Annotated in this window: 18 protein-coding genes and 2 pseudogenes; 8 read left to right on the top strand and 12 right to left on the bottom strand. The window is 41.9% G+C overall.

Translation table 11 applies throughout. The annotated features are described in order from the left end of the window. Positions 1 to 339: 339 nt before the first annotated feature. A complete protein-coding gene (locus tag NSQ19_RS12565; RefSeq protein WP_118497904.1) occupies positions 340 to 1,254 on the top strand; it encodes a DUF1002 domain-containing protein in 915 nt (304 codons plus the stop codon). 22 nt (positions 1,255 to 1,276) lie between these two features. Here the strand turns inward: NSQ19_RS12565 and NSQ19_RS12560 are convergent, their stop codons facing one another. Genes NSQ19_RS12560 through NSQ19_RS12550 form a run of 3 tightly spaced genes read right to left on the bottom strand, consistent with a single transcriptional unit; the run spans position 1,277 to position 3,247 of the window. Beyond that, on the bottom strand, positions 1,277 to 2,170 hold the full coding sequence (locus tag NSQ19_RS12560) for a hypothetical protein (protein ID WP_328005020.1): 894 nt from the start codon (positions 2,168 to 2,170) through the stop codon (positions 1,277 to 1,279). A 27-nt stretch (positions 2,171 to 2,197) separates the two neighbouring features. Further along, on the bottom strand, positions 2,198 to 2,620 hold the full coding sequence (locus NSQ19_RS12555; RefSeq protein WP_013860384.1) for a DUF6114 domain-containing protein: 423 nt from the start codon (positions 2,618 to 2,620) through the stop codon (positions 2,198 to 2,200). A 24-nt stretch (positions 2,621 to 2,644) separates the two neighbouring features. Beyond that, a complete protein-coding gene (locus NSQ19_RS12550; protein ID WP_029142364.1) occupies positions 2,645 to 3,247 on the bottom strand; it encodes a DUF6230 family protein in 603 nt (200 codons plus the stop codon). A 288-nt stretch (positions 3,248 to 3,535) separates the two neighbouring features. Here NSQ19_RS12550 and NSQ19_RS12545 point away from each other — a divergent pair, with 288 nt between their 5' ends. The 3 genes and pseudogenes from NSQ19_RS12545 (at position 3,536) to NSQ19_RS12535 (ending at position 7,078) form a co-directional block, all read left to right on the top strand. After that, complete coding sequence (locus NSQ19_RS12545) at positions 3,536 to 5,071, top strand: response regulator transcription factor (RefSeq protein ID WP_207368766.1); 1,536 nt, start codon at positions 3,536 to 3,538, stop codon at positions 5,069 to 5,071. A gap of 149 nt (positions 5,072 to 5,220) precedes the next feature. Further along, positions 5,221 to 6,105: pseudogene (locus tag NSQ19_RS12540) on the top strand (anti-CBASS protein Acb1 family protein); the annotation flags it as partial. Then, positions 6,098 to 7,078: a phage head morphogenesis protein gene (locus tag NSQ19_RS12535; protein WP_340702935.1), complete on the top strand. Its 981-nt coding sequence runs from the start codon at positions 6,098 to 6,100 to the stop codon at positions 7,076 to 7,078. The pseudogene NSQ19_RS12540 and the gene NSQ19_RS12535, both read left to right, overlap by 8 nt. A 216-nt stretch (positions 7,079 to 7,294) precedes the next feature. Here the strand turns inward: NSQ19_RS12535 and NSQ19_RS12530 are convergent, their stop codons facing one another. From NSQ19_RS12530 to NSQ19_RS12490, 9 genes and pseudogenes are all read right to left on the bottom strand, one after another. Beyond that, a complete protein-coding gene (locus NSQ19_RS12530; RefSeq protein WP_340702934.1) occupies positions 7,295 to 8,758 on the bottom strand; it encodes a transposase in 1,464 nt (487 codons plus the stop codon). 775 nt (positions 8,759 to 9,533) lie between these two features. Further along, a complete protein-coding gene (locus NSQ19_RS12525; protein ID WP_014461788.1) occupies positions 9,534 to 10,271 on the bottom strand; it encodes a glycerophosphodiester phosphodiesterase in 738 nt (245 codons plus the stop codon). Positions 10,272 to 10,357: 86 nt separating this feature from the next. Next, positions 10,358 to 11,698 carry an ABC transporter substrate-binding protein gene (locus tag NSQ19_RS12520; RefSeq protein WP_061566124.1) on the bottom strand — a complete coding sequence of 447 codons (1,341 nt, stop codon included), beginning with the start codon at positions 11,696 to 11,698 and terminating at the stop codon, positions 10,358 to 10,360. A 13-nt stretch (positions 11,699 to 11,711) separates the two neighbouring features. Then, entirely contained in the window at positions 11,712 to 12,524 is an 813-nt protein-coding gene (locus NSQ19_RS12515) for a carbohydrate ABC transporter permease (protein WP_014461790.1), read from the bottom strand. Further along, positions 12,521 to 13,456 (bottom strand): carbohydrate ABC transporter permease, encoded by a 936-nt coding sequence (locus tag NSQ19_RS12510; protein ID WP_061566125.1) that lies wholly within the window; start codon positions 13,454 to 13,456, stop codon positions 12,521 to 12,523. The genes NSQ19_RS12515 and NSQ19_RS12510 overlap by 4 nt, the downstream gene beginning before the upstream one ends. Continuing rightward, on the bottom strand, positions 13,453 to 14,568 hold the full coding sequence (locus NSQ19_RS12505) for an ABC transporter ATP-binding protein (RefSeq protein WP_061566126.1): 1,116 nt from the start codon (positions 14,566 to 14,568) through the stop codon (positions 13,453 to 13,455). The genes NSQ19_RS12510 and NSQ19_RS12505 overlap by 4 nt, the downstream gene beginning before the upstream one ends. Before the next feature lie 20 nt (positions 14,569 to 14,588). Further along, complete coding sequence (locus NSQ19_RS12500; RefSeq protein ID WP_014461793.1) at positions 14,589 to 15,167, bottom strand: glycerol-3-phosphate responsive antiterminator; 579 nt, start codon at positions 15,165 to 15,167, stop codon at positions 14,589 to 14,591. Positions 15,168 to 15,411: 244 nt separating this feature from the next. Beyond that, positions 15,412 to 16,363, bottom strand: a pseudogene (gene bioB, locus NSQ19_RS12495) (biotin synthase BioB). Between the two features lie 230 nt (positions 16,364 to 16,593). Next, entirely contained in the window at positions 16,594 to 17,931 is a 1,338-nt protein-coding gene (locus NSQ19_RS12490) for an IS1380 family transposase (protein ID WP_081355869.1), read from the bottom strand. Positions 17,932 to 18,141: 210 nt separating this feature from the next. Between NSQ19_RS12490 and NSQ19_RS12485 the strand changes: the two genes are divergently transcribed. Genes NSQ19_RS12485 through NSQ19_RS12470 form a run of 4 tightly spaced genes read left to right on the top strand, consistent with a single transcriptional unit; the run spans position 18,142 to position 20,034 of the window. Then, positions 18,142 to 18,420 (top strand): hypothetical protein, encoded by a 279-nt coding sequence (locus tag NSQ19_RS12485; protein WP_340702933.1) that lies wholly within the window; start codon positions 18,142 to 18,144, stop codon positions 18,418 to 18,420. 36 nt (positions 18,421 to 18,456) lie between these two features. Then, a complete protein-coding gene (locus NSQ19_RS12480; protein ID WP_340702932.1) occupies positions 18,457 to 19,287 on the top strand; it encodes a glycerophosphodiester phosphodiesterase family protein in 831 nt (276 codons plus the stop codon). A gap of 8 nt (positions 19,288 to 19,295) precedes the next feature. Then, positions 19,296 to 19,652 (top strand): hemolysin XhlA family protein, encoded by a 357-nt coding sequence (locus NSQ19_RS12475; protein ID WP_340702931.1) that lies wholly within the window; start codon positions 19,296 to 19,298, stop codon positions 19,650 to 19,652. Between the two features lie 13 nt (positions 19,653 to 19,665). Beyond that, positions 19,666 to 20,034, top strand: a complete 369-nt coding sequence (locus tag NSQ19_RS12470) for a hypothetical protein (protein WP_340702930.1) — start codon at positions 19,666 to 19,668, stop codon at positions 20,032 to 20,034. Positions 20,035 to 20,039: the final 5 nt, after the last annotated feature.

The following is a 20,039-nucleotide window of genomic DNA, read 5'->3' as shown; positions in this document are numbered from 1 at the left end:
CCCATCTTCAAACACCTTTCCTGTTGTGTCGTACCTTCTGATTTTATTTTAGTATAAAATCTTCCTTTTTGAAACCGCTGCCATAAAAGGAATGGGTCAAGTTTTCTTCGCTCTTGCCAGCAAACGGGGCAACCGGCGATACTTTTGCTGCCGCTGAAAAATCAATCCAGTTGCATCCCCCCGCGCCAGGCCCGGGTTTTCTCATCATATTTTTAGGGAAAACGGACGGTGCAATCGTGTATAATAAAAATGATGCATCACGATGGGCTGATTTGCAGGCATCTTTTGAAATGGCAGGCGGCAAGCCCGCAACATTTCAAAAAAGGAGGCGTAAAAAGAATGCTAAAAAGATTGGGCTTGATTTGGTTCATCGCTATGATTGCGCTTGGATTCAGCATGAACGGTGTGGCAAAAGCATCTGGCGATAATAGTACAGTGATCGATGAAAAATACGGGAAACCGATCGTTGTAACCGGTGCGGCGCTTTCTGCCTCGCAAAAAGCAGAGGTGGAAAAGGAACTTGGCGTGGACGATGCAAACAATGTGGAAGAGATTACCGTAACCGGCGATGATCTTGTCCATTACATTCCTGACGGCAACCGCAATTCGAATATGTACTCATCCGCAAAAATTACAAGAACGGATTCCGGCGGTGTCCAGGTGAATATTGTCACACCGGAGAATATTACAGAAGTGACAGCGGATATGTATAAAAATGCGCTGCTCACTGCCGGGATTAAAAATGCGGAAGTGGAAGTGGCTTCTCCGCTCAAAGTAACCGGCCATTCAGCGCTTGTCGGTATTTATAAAGCTTACGACGATTCAAGTAAATCCGGGGATAAACTTGATTCAGATCGGACGGAAGTGGCCAGCCAGGAACTGAATGTCGCAACGGATCTGGCGAAAAAGGAAGGGTTAAGCAATGACAAAGTGACCCAGCTTCTTACGGAAATTAAGCAGGAAATTGCGGACCAGCATCCGGCAACAAAAGAAGATATTGAAAAAATCGTCGATGATAAATTGAAGGATTTAAACATCAATTTGAGCGATTCTGACCGCCAGCTGCTGTATGATTTATTCGACCAGATGCGCAAGCTCAACATCAATTTTGGTTCGGTCAAGAGCGAATTGAGTTCCTTGTCGGACAAACTGAGCGATAAGATCAATAAAGCGGCCGGAGACAAGGGTTTTTGGCAAAGCGTAAAAGACTTTTTCCAAAACATCTTTGACGCGATCCGGGGATTATTCCAATAATGGGAAAGAAGGCAGTGCGCCCCTAATTTCCGGCGTTGCTGCCTTCTTTTTGTTGAACATTTTTATCTGTGCTGCTCTGGCTGGGAGCAGTCTTTGCAGGGGTGCCATTCTTTTCCGTCTCCTGGCCGGAAGCAGGTTTTGTGCCAGTGTTGTCCGATTCTGTTCCCTCAGCATTCTTTGTTTTTGTATCATCCGCGTTTTCTGGTTTTTTATTTTTATTTTGATCCGTAACCTTGCCATCCGTTTTCGCATCGTGATGTTTTTCTGTATCCTGTGTTTCTGTTTTCGCTTTATCCTGCGTGCCAGCCTTTGCTTTATCAGCCGTAACAGGCTTGCCGTTTTTTTCTTCCTTGTTTTGATCAGAAGTCCCGCCCTTAAGCAGTTGTGTCAGCTGATCGGCCTGTTTTCGCAACGTTTCTTCATCGGAACCGGAAGTGTCAATATTGGCTGCGCCGGTTTCCATCGAAAGGTCAAGGCCCGGCAGATCCGCATTGTCGGCAAGCTGTTGATGGGCAACAAGGCGGACGTTTTTCATGCCGATTTGTCCGGCTTTTTCCGGGACGTAAATGCTGCCAAAGTCCACCTTTGTAGCATCGTCCTTCATATTTTTCAATTGGATCGGGCCGGGTGCATTCATATGGATCGTCACCGGTCCCTCAGGCGTTTGCAGCACTTTTGTGATTTTCAGTCCGTAAATGGTAACATCCGCATACTGCAGGCGGAGCATGACCTGATTTTGTTTTATTGCTGTATCGCCTGCTGTAATCTCGGGCGGAAGCATCACGCCTTCCACGCGGTCTGCTTCAATGATGAAGCCGTCTGTTGCGGGGGATTCAGCCACTGAAATGTTTGTAAAAAAGCAAAAATTAAATGCAATAAATGCGGCTGTCAATAGGAAAGATTTTGTTTTCTTCACTTGCCTCACCATTTCTGTGTATAGTCTTTATCTTTCTTCTGCACTCCCTGCGGCAATTTCTTCCATCGGCCCAACACTAGCCGGCACTTCCTCCTGCCTGATTACCCGCCATGAAACAGATAAAGACCCGCCGATGATACCGAGCAGGGTTCCAATGAAAAATCCGCCCATCGCCCCCATGATGGAAAGGACAGACAGGAAAATGGCCAAAATGCCGAACACCATATTAAACTTCGGGAAAAAATAACCCATTCCGCCGATCAGAAAAATCAAGCCGCCGAAAATAAGGCCGATCGACACCATGCTACCGGGCGCGGCTGCAATTTCAAGAAGTTGGACCGGCACATATAAAATGATCATCCCGGAGAGCAACGTAAACGTTGCCCCCCAGAATGGCCGGCTTCTTCTCCAGTTTCTAAAATTCATGCGAAACATATGGAACTTGCCCATTATGATCACTCCTTGAGGAAAAGCCTATTTTTTGACAAACTGCACTTTGAGGTTCGGCAGATTTGCGACTTTTTGGAAAAGATAATGTGTATCCAGGCTGCCGTCTTTGATCGTTAAAGTATCTGCCCCTTGCGTAAATGCCTTTGAAGCAGCTTGAGGGTCATCGGCAGTGACATAATTTTCTGAAATATTCATATTGGTGAAGACTGCATCCCCCTGTACAAGCGCAGCTTTTTGAATTACCCCGTCAAGGTGTACAGGTGTGCTTCCGTCGCCTGCCGTAATTCTTACCTGGTAATCGCCGAGAACTGGAATCTTAACATCTTTTTTAATAACCAAGTCTTGAATCGTCACTTTATCAATTTCATTGACAAAGACTGGCTTGACATGGTCCTGCCCTTTGGAAGGGTCCCCATATAAACTCCCGTATAATTTAAACCCGGTACCTTGCATTTCCTTGAATGAAACATTGAATTTGCCGATGCCGCCGACAGTTGCTGCAACGGCAACCCCGTTAATGCCGAGTACCGCTAAAAGTCCCCCCAGAAAAATAAGGCCTGAAAGCAGAGCGGTAAAAAACCATTTTTTTGAAGTTCTCCCTTGTAAGACTAATGCCCCTTCGTTCATGTAACAATCCTCCCCTTTAATACTTGATCATTTAAAAAAGATGGCATGAAAAATGTTTTGGTGGGAAAAGTTCCTCCTCTCCGAATGGTATCGCTTACATTTTTCTTTATTTTATTCATTTTAGACAAAAAAATATATTCCTATTATTGTAGGGAATTCAACGGCTTATGGCCTACAAATATCGTATCGGAAAACCGGTTTGATTTTTAACGCGAAAACCCGGCCCGATTATGATAATATTATAGGAAAAAACACTGGCAAGGGGGTTTAGACGAAGGAGGGAGAAAGGTGTCGCTGTCATTAAATGCGCATATGAACATGGTCATGAAACACGGGGTAGATCTTTTGCGGTCGCACCAGCAGCAAATTATTGCGGAATGCACGGAAATTTTGCAGTATTTGAGAGAAACACATAAAGGCAGCGCGGATGCTTTTGAATTCGCTTTCAATTGTTTTGTCGCCTTTTTCCGTTCCGGCCAGCAATCGGTTGAAACGCTGATTGACGATATCCGGTCGCAATGGGTGAAGGAATTCCGCCGCCCGCCGGAACCGCATGTTCTCATTTTTATTTTAACCCTAATTGAAAACTCTGTTCATAAAGCCATAAAAGAAAGCACGACCCGGTCTTTTCACTTGCATCCTTCCGTCCAGTACCTGTTTTCAAAAATTTGTGAAGAAATGCTGCTCATTTCCAAACAGGAAACTTTTCATATGGATTCATTTTGTGAGCAGCTTACCAAATCCGAACAGCTCCGGATTGAGTGGATTGCAAGGGTCAGCCATGTGGACGGGGGATACCGGCTGAAGAAAGTGATCGGGATGGAGGAGAACGCGATTGACAGCGGGCTTTTTGAACGGGTGGATCCTTCATGGTTCTGGCTGTCGGAAGCGCTGCTGAAGCGGACGCCGCGGCGGAAACCGGATGAAAGGCGGGATGTGTTTCCGGTGCCGTGGAAAAATGAGACGTTGATTTTTTGTATGAGCGACCAGGATGTTTCGGCCACCATCCCGTTTTTGACATATGCGATGCATTTGTTGCAGATGGAGGAGGAACGGAACGGAAAAGTATATGCGGGCGACCAGTGGAAAGACGCAGTCATTTTGTTTAACGAATGGATTATGCGCTCCCAGGATTTAAATGAAGCGATCCAAAACATCGCTTTCGGTTACGCACAATATTTGCCGTTCGAGCGCTGTGCTCTGTTCCGTTATTCGCAGAGTGATGCGGCGGGATTCGGCCTGTTCGGCTACCATTTTAACAATACGGCAATTCGGAATATAAAGGAGACGATCGACCGTTTTCCGTCCATTTCTAAAATATTGCTAGGAAAGGGGCAGCAGGTGAATATGGTACAGCATTTCCAGCCGCTGTATATCCCAAAAGCTTCAGAAGAGTTTCCGATGCAGTATGTGAAGGAGTTTGAGCTGGAATCGGTCGTGGTCGCCCCGATTTATGTGCCGTCAGAAGGGGTGTTAATTGGCGGTGCCATTTTGGACCAGGGGCCTGGAAAGTTTTTTGAAGTGGACAGCAGCACATTTACAGCGCTGTTGAAGTTCGGCCAGAGCGCAGGTGAACTGCTGGCCAAGTTTTTAAAAGCGAACCAGTGGGACGAAAAGCAGCCGGAACTTGTCCAGTTGTCCGCCCGGGAAATCCATATTCTGCAGCTCTTGGCGGACGGGGCCTCGACGACGGAAGCAGCGGAAATGCTGCATTTGAGCGAGTATACGGTCCGAGATTATGTCTCAAGCCTGATGAAACGCCTTCACGCCAGAAACCGGACGGAAGCCGCCGTAAAAGCAATGCGGCTCGGACTGATTCATTGAATTTTGTTCATTTTCCTCCGCTCCGCACTTTTTTTAAGGGAAAAGTAATGATGCACTCATTTTGCACGAAAAAAATGCAAAACGCCCGCAACCCCTTATTATTAAAGGCTTGCGGGCGCTTCTTTTAGCGGCCCCGAGAGGACTCGAACCTCCGACGCACGGTTTACGGGACCGTCGAATTCTTCCAAGTTAACCGGCGCTCCCAAATTGGAACACAAATTGCCGGTACCGTAAATGACAGCATCCATCGATCTCGCCTGCTGTATGATCAGACTCGGCGCCTCGAGGATGAATATCAAGGGCAGTCATTGCTTGAGCCTTTGTTTGATGCCATTACCGTCCTGGATACGTCTCTTTGGTCTGTTGGACAAATGCTTTATGATTTTGCATTCAAGGTCTACAAGGCAGAGGGCATTGAGGATATGAGCGCATCCGACAAATACGAATTGGGTATGCTGATGGACTTTATGTTCCGCACAGAAGCCTTGGCCATCATCGGGAAAGATGAAGAGCTGGACAAGAAAACGACCAATCTATCCGGCATGAAAGACCTGCTTGATTACGTCTGGGATTATCTCTCAGGCGCTGTTCGTATGCCTAAAACCGTAATTAAAGGGCAGGAGGCCGGGACAATCGCAGGTGCGCAGTATGATGTGATGAACTACTATTCTCGGATTGCGGCCATGCAGGAAAATGAACTGAAGCCGCATATTGAAAGGCTTATCCGATTACTTTTGTGGTCGCAGGATGAAATCGGTGGGGGTAGCATTGACCCAAATTCCCTCGAGTGGGAAATAAAGTTCAACCCTCTTTGGAACGTGGACAGCAAGACGGATGCAGAGATCCGAAAGCTGGTGGCTGAAACAGACCAGATTTACATTGGAAACGGTGTCGTTGCACCGGATGAGGTCCGGCAGGCCAGGTTCGGGCAATTTGGGTTAACCGAGGAAAACAAGCTGTCCGGCGACTCTGTGGACTGGGATGCCATTGCCCACGAAGTTTACCAGGCTTGGAGAGAAAAACACGATGGCTAAGACGGTTCCACAAACAAGATATCCACATGCTGCTGAGGCCGCGTATTTTCGTGATATTCAGCGTTTAGTAACTGAGCTGGGCAAAGTTACCCTGCAGGTGTTTGACGAGCAAATCAAACCGCAAATAAAGCTGTACGGGCAGGATAGTTACGGATATATTATGGACGGCCCATTGGATGTCATCCAGCGGGCAATTGAGATTATCAAGGGGCTGTCACTTGGCATCTTTGCTTCAACTGAGATTCGTAATATCTGCACACGGTTTCTAAACGCCGTGAACGCTCAAAGCAAAGCAAATATTCAGCAGCAGGCCAGGATAATCGGGATTGACCCGACTCAAAGCGAGCCATGGCTTGATGAGTTTATGAGGTCCTCGATCAATGAGAATGTGAGTTATATCAGCACCATTCGGGATGAGTTTTTTCCGAAGATTGAAGGCATTATCTATCAAGGGGTAAAGAATGGCTCGAGCATTAAATCAATTCGTGACCAGCTTGTTGAGCGCATTGGCATGACAAAAAACCGGGCTCAATTCATAGCGGTTGATCAAACCGGATCCATTTTCGGGCAAATGACAGCCAAACGACACCAAGAAATGGGTGTGGAGAAGTTCAAATGGTCTACCAGCCATGATGACCGTGTCCGGCAGGCACACCGGGTGCTGGATGGAAGAGTTTTTGCATACAGTGATCCACCGAGCGAGGGACTGCCGGGCACGCCGTATCGATGCAGATGTGTGGCGATTCCTGTTTTTGATGATGGCCAAGTGAAAATCAATCAGCCAAACTTTTTACGCGTCCAAACAAATGGTATCGACAGTCCTGATGATCTTAAGGCTATTCAAGACGATCTGTCGATGGTGCCTGAAGAGCATCATAAGATATTGAGGGATACGGTAAAAGAAATTAAGTTGATTAACGATCCCCCATCATTTTTTCATAGAGCCTCTGCCAAAATAAAAATATACCCTTGAGCGAGGCTCTGGAAAATTAATTATCCCGATTTTTTTTTGCCTTTTCATCCAGATTTTCAATTTACATCCAGATTTTCAATTCAATAGAAGTAAAACGGTCATTTTTCTTCAAAAAAAGGGCATACGTATCCCGCCTTCACAAAATGGTTTTTTTCACTACCCTTTGTGGAAAGAAAACGTTCATTTGAGTTATTCACATATCCACCTGTGAATAACTTAATTTGCTCTTTGCAGCCGATTGCGTGTCCATCCACAATTGGCCTTTCCAGTCTGATGGTACGCCATATTTGCCATGATATGCATAGATATCATGCATCGATCTACATGAGCTTCAACTGCCTGTTTCCCACGCTTGTGAACACGACGGAGACTGTATCCGTCTTTTAGAATGCCAAAGATTCTTTCGATGATCGTCCTGGCACTATATAACACTTCAAATGTGCGACCATGTTGCGGCAACTCGACATCTACTTGAGGCGTTTGATCAAAGTCCATCCTAAATACTCTTCCTTGTGCTGCCCCATTACAACATTCCGCGTGATTCGCTAGCGGGCAGGTGAGACCTTCTTGCTTGGCATTTGGATGAAATACAGGACAAGTGTAAATATATTGCCCCTTTTCCCGATCAGATCCTCTAAGTTCCATTTTATGTCCACTGATACAGATGGGAGTGCCGTACCGGTTGATTTTTTCAATCCCCCGGGCGGTAGTTGGTTTATCTTTACGGTTCCGTGGATTGATCGGTGCCACCAATTTCGCCTGTAATACATCCTTTGTCACTTTTTGATTTTCCGGCGTTTGGTAGATTCCATCTGCCAGGATAAAGCTCAACTGCTCAGCCATCTCGGGGTGCTCTGCCTTAAACGTTTCCAATGTCGGTTCTAATGTTTTCCCATCGGGTGTATTTCCTTTAAATACTTCCCGCGTCAAAGGCAAACCGGATCTCACCCCGCATACCATTGATAATTTATGCGCAATATAGGAGACTGCATTACTTTTACGCATTACCCCTACATTGTCGTCCGTAAGGACTCTGGGGCAATCGCAATCACCCTCACAAGAACACGTCTTCCTTGTTTTATTCAAGGTTGCTTCTGCCTCTATATGCGATGTATCCACGGCGGCTGCTTCCTCATTCGTTTCAACCACGCCTTCCCCTTTATTATATTCAACAACCAATAGCCGGGCTTTTTCCCAAAGACCATTTGTTGTCATGATTTGATCAAAACGAGCAAAGGAACGGTAGCTCGGAATTTTCTCCGTAAATCCACACATGGTGGCAAATAGCGGGTTTGATTTCACTTGCAAATAGACACTCTCCACCATCACTTCAATATACTGTAAAGAGGCCAGTTCAAAAGCACGAAAAAAGGGCATGAAAGGATGCGGTTTTCTCCCAGTGGAAGGGAGATGAAATAATGAAGACGCAGACTTGTCTTCTTCCTCCGTTATTGAAAATAGTGCCGGTTGTATTTCATTAGAAGGATCATGTGCTCTTTCATTTTTTAGGTGCAAATATAAAAGGGTGTAGTATTCTCGTTCAATCGGCTTAAAAATCTCCCATGGGAAACACATGGATGGAATGACAAATGGTATATCGGCATAGTCTTGCCAATTGTGGGGAATCAAATTTTGTTGTATTGAAAAGTCTCTGGTTTGTGTTAGAATAGAAATAGTCATGAAATCACTCCCTGGATATTTGGTCGTACTTATATCTTAACAAAGGAGTGGCTTTCATGGCTCTTTTTTTTTCAAAAAAAATCATCCTTTTCCGTTTTACAATATTTACCACAGGAATGAGTAGCTTAATCTATTGAAACCCGCCCAAAACCGACCGAAGCGGAAAAATTTAGACATTTATAATAAGCAAATTTACCCCATTAAAATCAAAAACTCACAATTTCTTTTTGCATTTGTCATAATGTTCCTACAAACGTCTTTTTTCTTTAGTGGAATAAATTAACGACCTTTAATTGTCTGACTGCTTACAGTTTCAGGGGATATAGCATTTTGGCAAGGGCTCATAGGAAAACGGGAATTGTTTATATTGCAAGAGGTCTTGAAAAAGGTGAGTTGGTTCATGAATTAGGCCATGCAATCGAGACCTATTTCAACCTAATGAATAATCAAAAATCTATAAAACAATTTCACAATATAACTTTTATACTATTCAGAATAAAATAATATTTTTTTGCAAAAAAAGCGATTGAGATATAACTGACTTAATCCAAACTAAAGACGAACAAATGGGATACATGAGCTGAATCGCTTGTGACACCGCAGTTGATTTCCATGTAAAACTTCACTTTCCGCAGGCGAGCGCTGAGCCTTCTCGTCGCTTTCGCTCTTGGAGTGCTTCACCATAACATAAAAAACGAACCACTAATCAGACATTTTGATTAGTGGTTCGTTTTTTAATTCGGCTCAAATATTTTTGTTCCGGCTTCTTTCTACGTCATCCTTTGAATACCGTAGAGGAAAAACGATTAGGGTAATCTGTCATCACTACTTTTACTGAAGCCTGCTGGAGCTTCAAAAAATCATTCATTTCATTAATCGTATATACCCGCAAGTCTAATCCTTCTTGCTTTGCTTTTTTCCCGTACGAAGAAAGAGCAAAAGACATATCGCAGTGAAGATGCGCTCCTATCGATTTTGCTTTTCCAATCGCATCTTCGCTCACCCCTTCAAATAAAAAACCTGTTGGTATATACGAATGGAGAGATCTCACTTTAGCCAAGCTATCATAGTTAAAAGATGACAAAATAACTTGATCTTCTAAATCAAACTCATCGATTAGACGAAGAACTTTTTCCTCAAGTTTTGGATAGTAAATTTGGTCATTTTTTAATTCAATGTTCACGGTCATTTCTGTCTTTTTGTCCATCATCCACTCAAACACTTCTATTAATGTGGGAATTGATTGTTTAGAAAAACGAGAATCATACCAGCTTCCAGCATCGAATAATCGCAGCTGTTTATATGAAAAGTCTTGAACGTATCCCATTCCATTCGTCGTTCTGTCAATTCGTTCATCGTGAATAACTACTATTTCCCCGTCTTTTGTTAATTGTACATCCAATTCAATACCTGCAACCCGCATTTTTCTTGCTTCTTCAAATGCAATCATTGTATTTTCAGGATACCGTCCGCTAAAGCCGCGATGCGCATAAAGATCAATTGAAGTGTTCATTGTCTTCTATCTCCCCTAACTAGTGATTCACTAAATAAAAAGCTCGTCCTCAAAATAACTTGAAAGACGAGCTTCGTAATCATAGGTTATTTTTGATTCGCTACTTCTAATGCTCTATTTGTTTCTTTTGCAGCTTGATCAAGTGCTTCTTTCGGCTTTACTCCTTGATACAGACTTTCCATTCCTGTTACTACCTTTTGACGTGATTCAGGAAATACCGAAATCAAAGCGCCTTGTGTTGCCGGAGTTGATTTAGTTTTATGAAGCTGATCAACCGTCACTTTTAACTGCGGGTATTTTTCCCACTCTTTCTTTACAATGTCTTGGTCATATGCTTTAGGATTAACCGCAAAATAGCCGCTTTCTACGTGCCATTTTGCCTGAACTTCTGGTGTTGCTAAATATTTCATGAAGTCCCACGCCGCTTTTGATGTTTCATCACTAATTCCTTTAGACATCCATAAAGATGCTCCCCCGATAACTACTCCTTGGCGATCCTCTTCTTTTGGAACAGGAAGATCTGATACGCCTACATCAAATGGCGCATTGTCTACTAGTGTTTTAATACCTGCTGATGAGTCTAGGAACATTGCAATTTTTTTAGATTGAAATGCTGCGCGCATATCGTCCCAGTTTTGTCCTACGTTGTAGAATGTACCTTCTTTGTACATATCATTGATTAAATTAAATGCGTTTTGTCCTTCTTTTCCATTAAATACTGCCTTCTCAGCATCACCTTTACGGCCGTTTTCGTGATCTACATACAAACCGCCTTGAGAAGCAACTAGCTCTTCAAAGAACCATCCGTAATTTAGAATTGAAAAGCCGTATTGTGATGTTTTATTTCCTTGTTTCTCTGTTAATTTTTTTGCAGCTGCCTTTAATTCATCATACGTTTTTGGAGGATTTTCAGGATCTAATCCTGCCTTTTTAAAGGCATCTTTGTTGTAAACTAACACAGGTGTTGAAGAGTTAAACGGCATTGAATATTGCTTTCCATCTACTTGGTAATAGCTTGAAATGTTTTTCTCCCACTGCGAAGTATCGTAGTGGTCTTCATCAATAAACTTTTGAACAGGCTGGATCTTACCACTGTCTATCATGAATTTCGTTCCTACTTCGAACGTCTGCATAATAGCCGGTGCATCCTTTGTTCCTGCTACTGTATTAAATTTTGTTTGTGCTTCCTCATACGTTCCTTGAAAAACAGGCTTTACTTCCACTTTGTCCTGAGATTTATTGTACTCATCGACAATTTTATTAAGTGATTTTTCAAGGTCACCGCTCATAGCGTGCCAAAAAACGACTTCTGTTTTACCTGATGCTGTTTTTTTAGTTTCTTGCGCTTCCGAAGAACCAGTTGAATTTGAGCAAGCACCTAGAACGACTAGCAAGCATGCCGTTACGATAGCCAATATCTTTTTCATCACATTCACTCTCCTATTTAATTGCACCTTGTGTTAATCCTTTTTGAAGACGTTTTTGACCTAGGAATAATAGTAATAATGTCGGTAAGATCACAACAACGACAGCGGCCATAACCACTCCCCAATCAGTTGAAATCTCTTGCGTTTGCATTTGCTTTAAACCAATCTGAACGGTACGAACATCCTCTGTATTTGTCACTAATAGTGGCCATAAATACATATTCCATGTTGTTAAAAAGCTATATACGCCAAGCGTAACTAAGCTTGTTTTAGACACAGGAAGCACCACGTTCCAAAAGAAACGAAAGCGGCTGATCCCTGCAACTTGAGAAGCTTCATATAACTCATTTGGAATGGTTTTAAACTGTTGACGCAATAAAAAGGTTCCAAATGCTAAAGCAAAAAAAGGAATCGTTAATCCTAAATAATTGTTAATCCATCCTAGCTTTTGTGCTGTTAAAAAGTTAGGAACCATCGTTGCTTCCCATGGAATCATCATCGTAGAAATAAAGAGAAAGAAAATAGTATCTCTTCCTTTAAATTTAATAAATACAAATGCAAAAGCGGCCAAACTTGAAACTAACAGCTGCCCAGCCATGACGAAGATAGATACGGCAAAACTGTTGATTAAATAATGAAGCAGCGGAACTTTTTCAAAAGCGTCCCGATAATTTTCAAATGAAAAAGATGACGGCCAAATCTTCCCTTCCAACACTTCCGCTCCACTCATAAAACTAATGGAAAAAGCGTATAGAATAGGAAACATCAATACTAACGTAGCTGCAATGAGTAACGAATAAGTTGTCCATTTTCTCGTGATGCTCATTGATAATGTACCTTCCTTTCTCCAAGTTTGAATTGAAGAGCGGTAACCAGTAGAATACAGAAAAATAAAATTGTAGCTTGAGCACTTGCAGAGCCAACATTATAGTTTACAAATGCATCTTTGTAGATTGAATAAACAATGACATTTGTGGAATCTGTAGGTCCGCCTTTTGTTAAAATGTCAATTTGTCCAAACGTTTGAAACGCGTTAATAAACGAAACGGTGATAATAAAAAACAGCGTTGGCGAAAGCATAGGAAGCGTAATTTTACGGAGCTGATACCAATAGCTAACTCCAGCAATACGCGCGATTTCATACAGCTTTTCATCAATATTTTGTAACCCGCCAAGTAAAATTAAAAAGGTAAACCCAATGTTCATCCAAATCGTAGAGATGGACACAGCAATCAGCGCATACTTAGGATCTAATAACCACTGCACATCATGAATGCCTACAAGATTTAATACTTTATTAATAACACCGATTGTCGGGTTATACATAAACATCCAAATTACAGAAGAAGCCGCTACGCTCATTCCCATCGTAGATGAAAACATTGTTCTGAAAAAACCAATTCCTTTTAGCTTTTCATTTGCGATTAGCGCTAGGAATAATGCAATAATTAAGCCAATAGGCACCGTGTATAGTACAAATAAAAAAGTGGCTTTCATACTTTGCAAGAAGTTTGGATCTGTAAATAGATAAAAGAAATTTTGCAATCCTACAAATTTCAAGGGATTTCCCTGTGTGTCTGTAATAAAAAGACTTAAATATAAGGTCTTAATCATTGGGTAGAATAGAAATACCCCAAATAACAACAATGATGGAAGCAAGTAAGATAATCCTACCAATAGGTTAGGCATTGACTTCTTTTCTTTTGGATTTGATGAAACAGAAACAGGCGAGTTTGCTGTTTTGGTAACAGCACTCATACAAATGCCCCCTTTACAGTTAAATCTTCCGTTGATGGTTCATAGTGCAAGCATGAACCTGTACCACTATCAAATAAAAACAGATGTTTTGGATCGATAAAAATAGGGACGCGCTCTCCCACTTTTATATTCCATTGACCGTTCCACTTAGCCATCCACTGCTTGTCTCCCATTTGAAATGTAAGCAGTGTTTCCGTTCCTAGAATTTCGACATTATCTACCTCTACGATAAAGCTGGTGTTGTCGTTTGTCGCAAGCTGAACGTGCTCAGGTCTTACTCCAACCACAACTTCCTTTTTACCGCTAAGGTTGCTGTATGATGCACTCATAGAAATAGCTCTTCTATCTTCAAAAACGAGTAAGTTATTTTCTATAGAAACGTTTGATAAGTTCATAGGAGGAGAACCTATAAACGATGCTACAAACGTGTTTGCCGGTGCATTGTAAATATCAAGGGGACGCCCAACCTGCTGAATATTACCTCCATTTAAAATCATCATTCGATCCGCCATCGTCATCGCTTCCGTTTGATCATGCGTGACATAAATCATCGTAATACCTAACTTACGCTGAATCTGGCGAATTTCTGATCTCATCTTTGCTCGCAGCTTCGCATCCAAGTTTGATAACGGCTCATCCATCAGGCAAATAGGCGAATGAGTAGCAATAGCACGTGCGAGTGCTACACGCTGACGCTGTCCTCCCGAAAGCTGTCTAGGCTTTCGCTTTAAATATTCACTTAAACCAAGCATTTCTGCTGCTTCCCTGCAGCGCTTATGCTGTTCTTGCTTTGAAATTTTCTTTGTATGCAGACCAAAAAGAATATTTTGTTCTACTGTCAAATGCGGATATAAAGCATAGTTTTGAAACACCATGGACAAATCGCGCTGACTTGGAAGCAGTTTATTTGCTTTTACATCTCCAATTAGCAACTCTCCCTGTGTGACTTCTTCTAATCCGGCAATCATTCTCAGCATTGTACTTTTCCCGCACCCTGAAGGACCTACTAATACGAAGAATTCTCCAGGTTCAATTGTGACGTTAATATCTTGAATAACATTTGTTTTTTGATCGTATGACTTTCCAACGTTAACTAGCTCTACTTTTTTCATTAAAAACGCTCCTTTCTCGCTCATTCATATTTTTTCCACAGCCATGATTTCCCTGTAGAAACTGCCGTAGCCCCTGCTTTTAAAGCAGCTTGGATATGGCTTTCATGTTGAATGAGTCCACCTGTAATAATAGGGATATTTGTTTTTTTAACGATTTTCTCTATCATCTCCGGAATCAACCCTGGCATTAGTTCTAATGCATCCGGTTTAATATCTTGAACGGTTTTTAACCCTTGTGCTACTGCGTCTGTATCCACTAAAAACAGCCGTTGAATAGCAACCAGCCCTTCCTGTTTTGCGTAATTAATGAGTGAACTTTTAGTGGTTACGATACCTGTGGGCTTTACAAACTTAGCGAGAAATTTCAGCCCTTCCCGGTCATAGCTAATTCCCGGAATTTTTTCAATGTGTAAGAAAACCATTCGATTATGCTGTTTGAGTAAATCTACATAGCGTTTAATTACACTAATGTTGCCAGTCAATAAAAAGGCGGCCTGGATCTCTGTTTCTAAAAATTGTTCTAAATTTTTCGGACTTTTAATGGATGCAATTAAACGATCTTGTCCAAGCTGTTGTAAGAAATCTGCTTCCTTATTCAAAACGATTCCTTCCTTTCATTTATAAAAAAACCACAAAAAACGCATAGGATGTTTATATAGACCTATTGTTTTTTGTGGTTTCTCAATTTCATAACCTTAGTAACTATTCACTTATCGTTCACATGTTTTATAATAATGGTTATTTGTGAAGGCAATATAAAGAAGCTGTTGAGTTTTGTAAAGTAAACGTATAGTTCCTGTAAATCGCCTAAAGATAAAAAAAGCCGTTGATTTCTCAACGGCTTCACAGTGCACATTCTTCGATTTCAAATCCTAAATCTTCAATTAATCCCCAGTCAGCTGTAGGTTCTTGACCTTGAGTCGTTAAATAATCACCTACAAAAATTGAGTTTGCAGCAAACAGACCAAGCGGCTGAAGGGATCTGAGATTGACTTCTCTGCCTCCTGAAATCCGAATTTCTTTCGTTGGATTTACAAAACGCATCATAGCCAACAGCTTTAAGCATTGCATTGGCTTTAACGCCTTTTTGTCTTCTAGAGGCGTTCCTGGAACGGCAACAAGAAAGTTGCATGGAATAGAATCTGCATCTAACTTTTTAATTTGAAAAGCTAATTCAACGGCTTGCTCATTTGTCTCGCCCATTCCAAAAATCGCACCGGAACAAGGTGACAAACCTGCTTTTTTAGATGTAGTAACCGTATCGACTCGATCTTCATAGCCATGTGTAGAACAAATATTGTCGTAATTATCAGCGTGAGTATTTAAATTATGATTATAGCGATGAACACCCGCCTCGACTAGTTCGTGTGCTTGATCATCTGTTAAAAACCCTAGACAGGCACAGATTTTCAAGTCTGTCTTTTGACGAATTTCTTTTACCGCCCCCACTACGTGCGCTACTTCTTTATCAGTAGGGCGACGGCCTGACGCCACGATACAATATGTACCTGCTTTTCTTTTTTGAGATTCAAAAGCACCTTCTACAATTTTCTCTTTTGTTAACCACGCATACTTATCAATCGGCGCTTCTGATACAATCGACTGCGAACAATATCCACAGTCTTCTGGTCATAAACCCGATTTAGTATTAATAATCATATTAAGCTTTACTTTTTTTTCCATAATGATGATGACGAATTAAGTACGCGGCATTCATGACCTCTAACACTTCTTCATCCGGTACATGCAGAAGTTGAAGCGCTTCATTATATGTAATTTCTTTCCCTTGAATAATACCTGAATCCGTGACGAAAATATAACAAACGCCGTTAATAGGTAGATTTCCCAAGAGTAAGGATATAGTGGTGTCCGACTATTCGATAAATGCACTTTTAGTGATTCAGTATGTAAAAATTTCCCTGTTTCACTCGTTTTTGTGCACGCCAAATAAATCTGCAAATTTCCATTTTTTGAAAGTTTTCGTTTTTTATTTCTTTTTTCCTAGTAGTCTATTGATCGGGATGTTTAGTAAAAGGCTTGATACAAACGAGTAAAGACCGGTAACCATTTGTTGGTCTCCGCGACTTTTAATTTCCATTGCCGGCCACGGAAAACCAGCTTTGAGGCCAGTGTGATCATATTCTGGATGACGGTTCGGATTCTTCTTCTTGTTGTTTTCTTTTTCAATGGCGTATCTTGTTTTTTCAAGCTTTCTTGTCCAATCAAGCGAAGCAGGTTATACGCAAATACACCGAAATGGAGCACAAGGCCATTCGTTTCATATTTGCCTGACGGCAGCCGTTCGAGATCCAGTTCTGATTTAATTTCACTATGGAACTGTTCGCAAGTGCCATGGTTATGATAAAGAGAGATCACCACATGAGGCGGCACTTCAAGGTCCGTCCAGTAGGTTTCAAATTCATACTCGGGAATTAAAAAAATTTGTCCGTCTCTTGAGATGGTTCTTTCGGTCACTTTAAAAACTTTTCGGATGCTTCGCTCCTGGTCCTTAATTTGAATGGTTTCGGGGATGGATCCAAGGTAAACCTTCTTTCCTTCCCGTTCTTCACAACAGATCCCATATTTTCGGGCAATGTACAGCCAGTCCTCAGCTTTTTCCTTACGGGGATTGCGTTTGATAATAAAGCTTGCATGGTTTTCTAGGAGAATAATGAGATTATCCCGGCTGTCATTTCCGGAATCAAGCCTGAAAAGCAATGGCTGATCTGTTAGTTTCCGGGCAGATTGAATGGTTTCCTGGATGAAATTTGGTGTACCTTTTTGGCAGTGGACACTTCCCTTTCGCATCTCAACATGCAGGCAGTAACCTTCCTGTCCCATGTAAGCGAACATAGGGGCATAACCGTCACAGCCTTTATAGGTTCTTTCTACCCCTTCCTTTTTTGTCTTGGAGTTATCGAAAGGGGAGACATCCAGATCAACCGGGATATACGGCTTGTCTTTGGCGTAAACCGGGCTGATTTCCGCATTTGTATGGCGAATCAGATCCAGCGATTCTTCGTGCAAGATCGTTTTCCATTTTTCCACCAAGGCGGCCTGGTCCAATCGTTGCCTGAGAGTCGGGCTGGAAGGAACCCTCTGGATATCCAAAGCCAGTGCAAAAAAAGCATCATCACGGAAGGTTTCAATATTGTCATAATCACTTTTTCCCTGGCAAAGCAAGCCGATATAAGATTTAGCCACATCGCCATTGGAACAAGCCGGATACCGGGAGATATCAGGGAGTTTATAGGCATTCAACCTGGAAACTAAATTCGTTTGATTTAGTAAATTTCCTACTATCGCTAAGCCAGCTTGGGCAACAATTCGTTCTTTTGTGGGTTCTATCACAAACTTTTTCATGAGATCACCTGAATGTGGAATGAATTTAATTTGTCTGATATACCAATTATACTAAATTTTATGCGATTTGTTTGCCTTTAAGCGGAAATTTCGTCACGGATTCAGGAACTATTAAGGAGGTGCTGCTTAACTGTCAAAAAGAGTTTGCCGGTGCAGAGGCGGAAATTTATGCTTACCTTTGCGACAAATTTGAAGAAGGAGCGGATGAAAATGAATGCTAAAATCCAATTTACAAACATTAATCTTACAGTAGACAAAGATGGAAAAATCACAGGGGCAACGGTTCCGGTAACGGCAACTTCACAAATCAATTCAGGGTATTTTTCGACATCTGGCACATATTCATTGATATTGGATGAGTTGACCGGTACCGGCTTTGACGTGAAAAAATTTGAAAAACTATTGTCCCAAAAGACGGCGGAAAATCTATCCGCTATGGTGAATGATCTGACGGTAGGTAACACAGCAACAGAACAAAAGACGAATTAAAAATACATTTTGACCATCTTATGATAAATTAATAGTATGAAAAAAATAATGGCGATTTCCATAGTCTGCATTTTTGCTTTTAACCTGGTGGGCTGTTCTTCTGCAATTGCGAAAAAAGAAAAAAGGGGAACTCTTATTATTGCCCATAGAGGAGCAGATGACCGGGCACCTGAAGAAACGATGCCGGCGTTTAGGCTTGCTGTCAATGAAAAAGCTGATTACATTGAGATGGATTTAAGGGAAACAAAAGATGACAAACTCGTACTAATGCATGATCCAACTTTGGATAGGACCACAAACGGGAAAGGGGATGTAACACGTTATAGTTTGAAGCAAATCAAAAAGTTGGATGCTGGAAGCTGGTTCAGTAATAAATACAAGGGCCAGCGTGTTCTTACCCTTGACGAGCTCATCAACCAGTATGGCTCGAAAACGAATTATTTTATTGAAACGAGACGGGTCGGCAATAAATTGAAAATGGAGGAACCACTGATCAGGCTGCTGAATAAAAAAGGCCTAATTAAGAAAAAGAAGGTGATGATTGAATCTTTTTCAGCAATGAGCCTTGAAAAAATTCATAAATTGGATAGGTCAGTTCCTCTTGTGCAGCTAACGCTTTTTAAAAGCAAAAAAGACTTCACTGATCAGAAAATAAAAGAGTGGAGGAAGTACACTGTTGGCATTGGTTTAGATGCAAAACTGGCTGACAAAAAATTAATCCAAAAAATGCACCAAAACCACTTGAAAGTATATATCTTCTTCTTTGATTCTAAAAAAGAAAAAGCTGAACAAAAAAGAGTCATAGAAGATGGGGCTGATGGTGTTTTTACAAATCATCTTACTTATACAAAGGCCTTACTAAAATGAGCACTCGAATGGGTGCTTTTTATTATGCTCAAATAAGGAGGCGGATCAAAAATTGCATTAAACATAGACAGATTGGGGGTGTGGATCCATTGGAGGCGGATCAGCAGGTGGATATCTGGCGGGAGACACTGCAGAAAGACCTAGAAGCCATAAAGACCGAGCAGGTAAATATGAAAAGCGACATTCGGCGCCTGCAAGACAAAGAACTTATGCAGGATCAGCAGATTGACAGCATAAAAGAGGATTTGAAAGAGATTAAAGAGGACACAAAATGGTTACGGCATGCCATTACAAATGCGCTTATTGTTGCGCTTATTGGCGGGGCCGTAGCCATTTTCTTTGCTGCCATTCAAAATTTTAATTGAGGAGATGTTTGGAATGAAGTACTTATCTGATTTATCTTGGTGGAAACAAACAGCAACATTGGTTGGTGGTGTTTTAACCGCACTGATTGCCTTTTTTGGCGCACTAAACGTACATTTCCAGTGGCTTACAGCTGACTCGGTAAACGCGTTTGTATCGCTAATTGTGGCAATAGGTGCGCTGTTTGCTGGATCAATTGCAACAATCTTAAACACCTATCTGACGAATAAAAAGAAAGAAGAGGCAACTCAGGTGGCGATCTCTTACGCACAGAACCCTACAACAGAAGATGCAGAAAGGGAAAGGATTAAAGCAATTGTGGAACAAGTATTGGCGGCACAAAACGAAGCTGCTACACCGTCCACAGATACGACAACAAAATAAGGAGT

It is taken from the genome of Weizmannia sp. FSL W8-1119, assembly GCF_038008605.1.
GTDB lineage: Bacteria > Bacillota > Bacilli > Bacillales > Bacillaceae_C > Weizmannia > Weizmannia coagulans.
Note: the sequence above shows the minus strand (reverse complement) of the source record. Positions and strands in the feature narration are given on the sequence as shown.

Bases quoted from the DNA above. Each gene is read 5' to 3' on its own strand.
- NSQ19_RS12565 (WP_118497904.1), top strand. From the start codon at position 340: ATGCTAAAAAGATTGGGCTTGATTTGGTTCATCGCTATGATTGCGCTT.
- NSQ19_RS12530 (WP_340702934.1), bottom strand. From the start codon at position 8,758: ATGACTATTTCTATTCTAACACAAACCAGAGACTTTTCAATACAACAA.
- NSQ19_RS12490 (WP_081355869.1), bottom strand. From the start codon at position 17,931: ATGAAAAAGTTTGTGATAGAACCCACAAAAGAACGAATTGTTGCCCAA.
- NSQ19_RS12525 (WP_014461788.1), bottom strand. From the start codon at position 10,271: ATGAACACTTCAATTGATCTTTATGCGCATCGCGGCTTTAGCGGACGG.
- NSQ19_RS12550 (WP_029142364.1), bottom strand. From the start codon at position 3,247: ATGAACGAAGGGGCATTAGTCTTACAAGGGAGAACTTCAAAAAAATGG.
- NSQ19_RS12555 (WP_013860384.1), bottom strand. From the start codon at position 2,620: ATGGGCAAGTTCCATATGTTTCGCATGAATTTTAGAAACTGGAGAAGA.
- NSQ19_RS12515 (WP_014461790.1), bottom strand. From the start codon at position 12,524: ATGAGCATCACGAGAAAATGGACAACTTATTCGTTACTCATTGCAGCT.
- NSQ19_RS12485 (WP_340702933.1), top strand. From the start codon at position 18,142: ATGAATGCTAAAATCCAATTTACAAACATTAATCTTACAGTAGACAAA.
- NSQ19_RS12510 (WP_061566125.1), bottom strand. From the start codon at position 13,456: ATGAGTGCTGTTACCAAAACAGCAAACTCGCCTGTTTCTGTTTCATCA.
- NSQ19_RS12475 (WP_340702931.1), top strand. From the start codon at position 19,296: ATGGGTGCTTTTTATTATGCTCAAATAAGGAGGCGGATCAAAAATTGC.
- NSQ19_RS12535 (WP_340702935.1), top strand. From the start codon at position 6,098: ATGGCTAAGACGGTTCCACAAACAAGATATCCACATGCTGCTGAGGCC.
- NSQ19_RS12520 (WP_061566124.1), bottom strand. From the start codon at position 11,698: ATGAAAAAGATATTGGCTATCGTAACGGCATGCTTGCTAGTCGTTCTA.
- NSQ19_RS12470 (WP_340702930.1), top strand. From the start codon at position 19,666: ATGAAGTACTTATCTGATTTATCTTGGTGGAAACAAACAGCAACATTG.
- NSQ19_RS12480 (WP_340702932.1), top strand. From the start codon at position 18,457: ATGAAAAAAATAATGGCGATTTCCATAGTCTGCATTTTTGCTTTTAAC.
- NSQ19_RS12505 (WP_061566126.1), bottom strand. From the start codon at position 14,568: ATGAAAAAAGTAGAGCTAGTTAACGTTGGAAAGTCATACGATCAAAAA.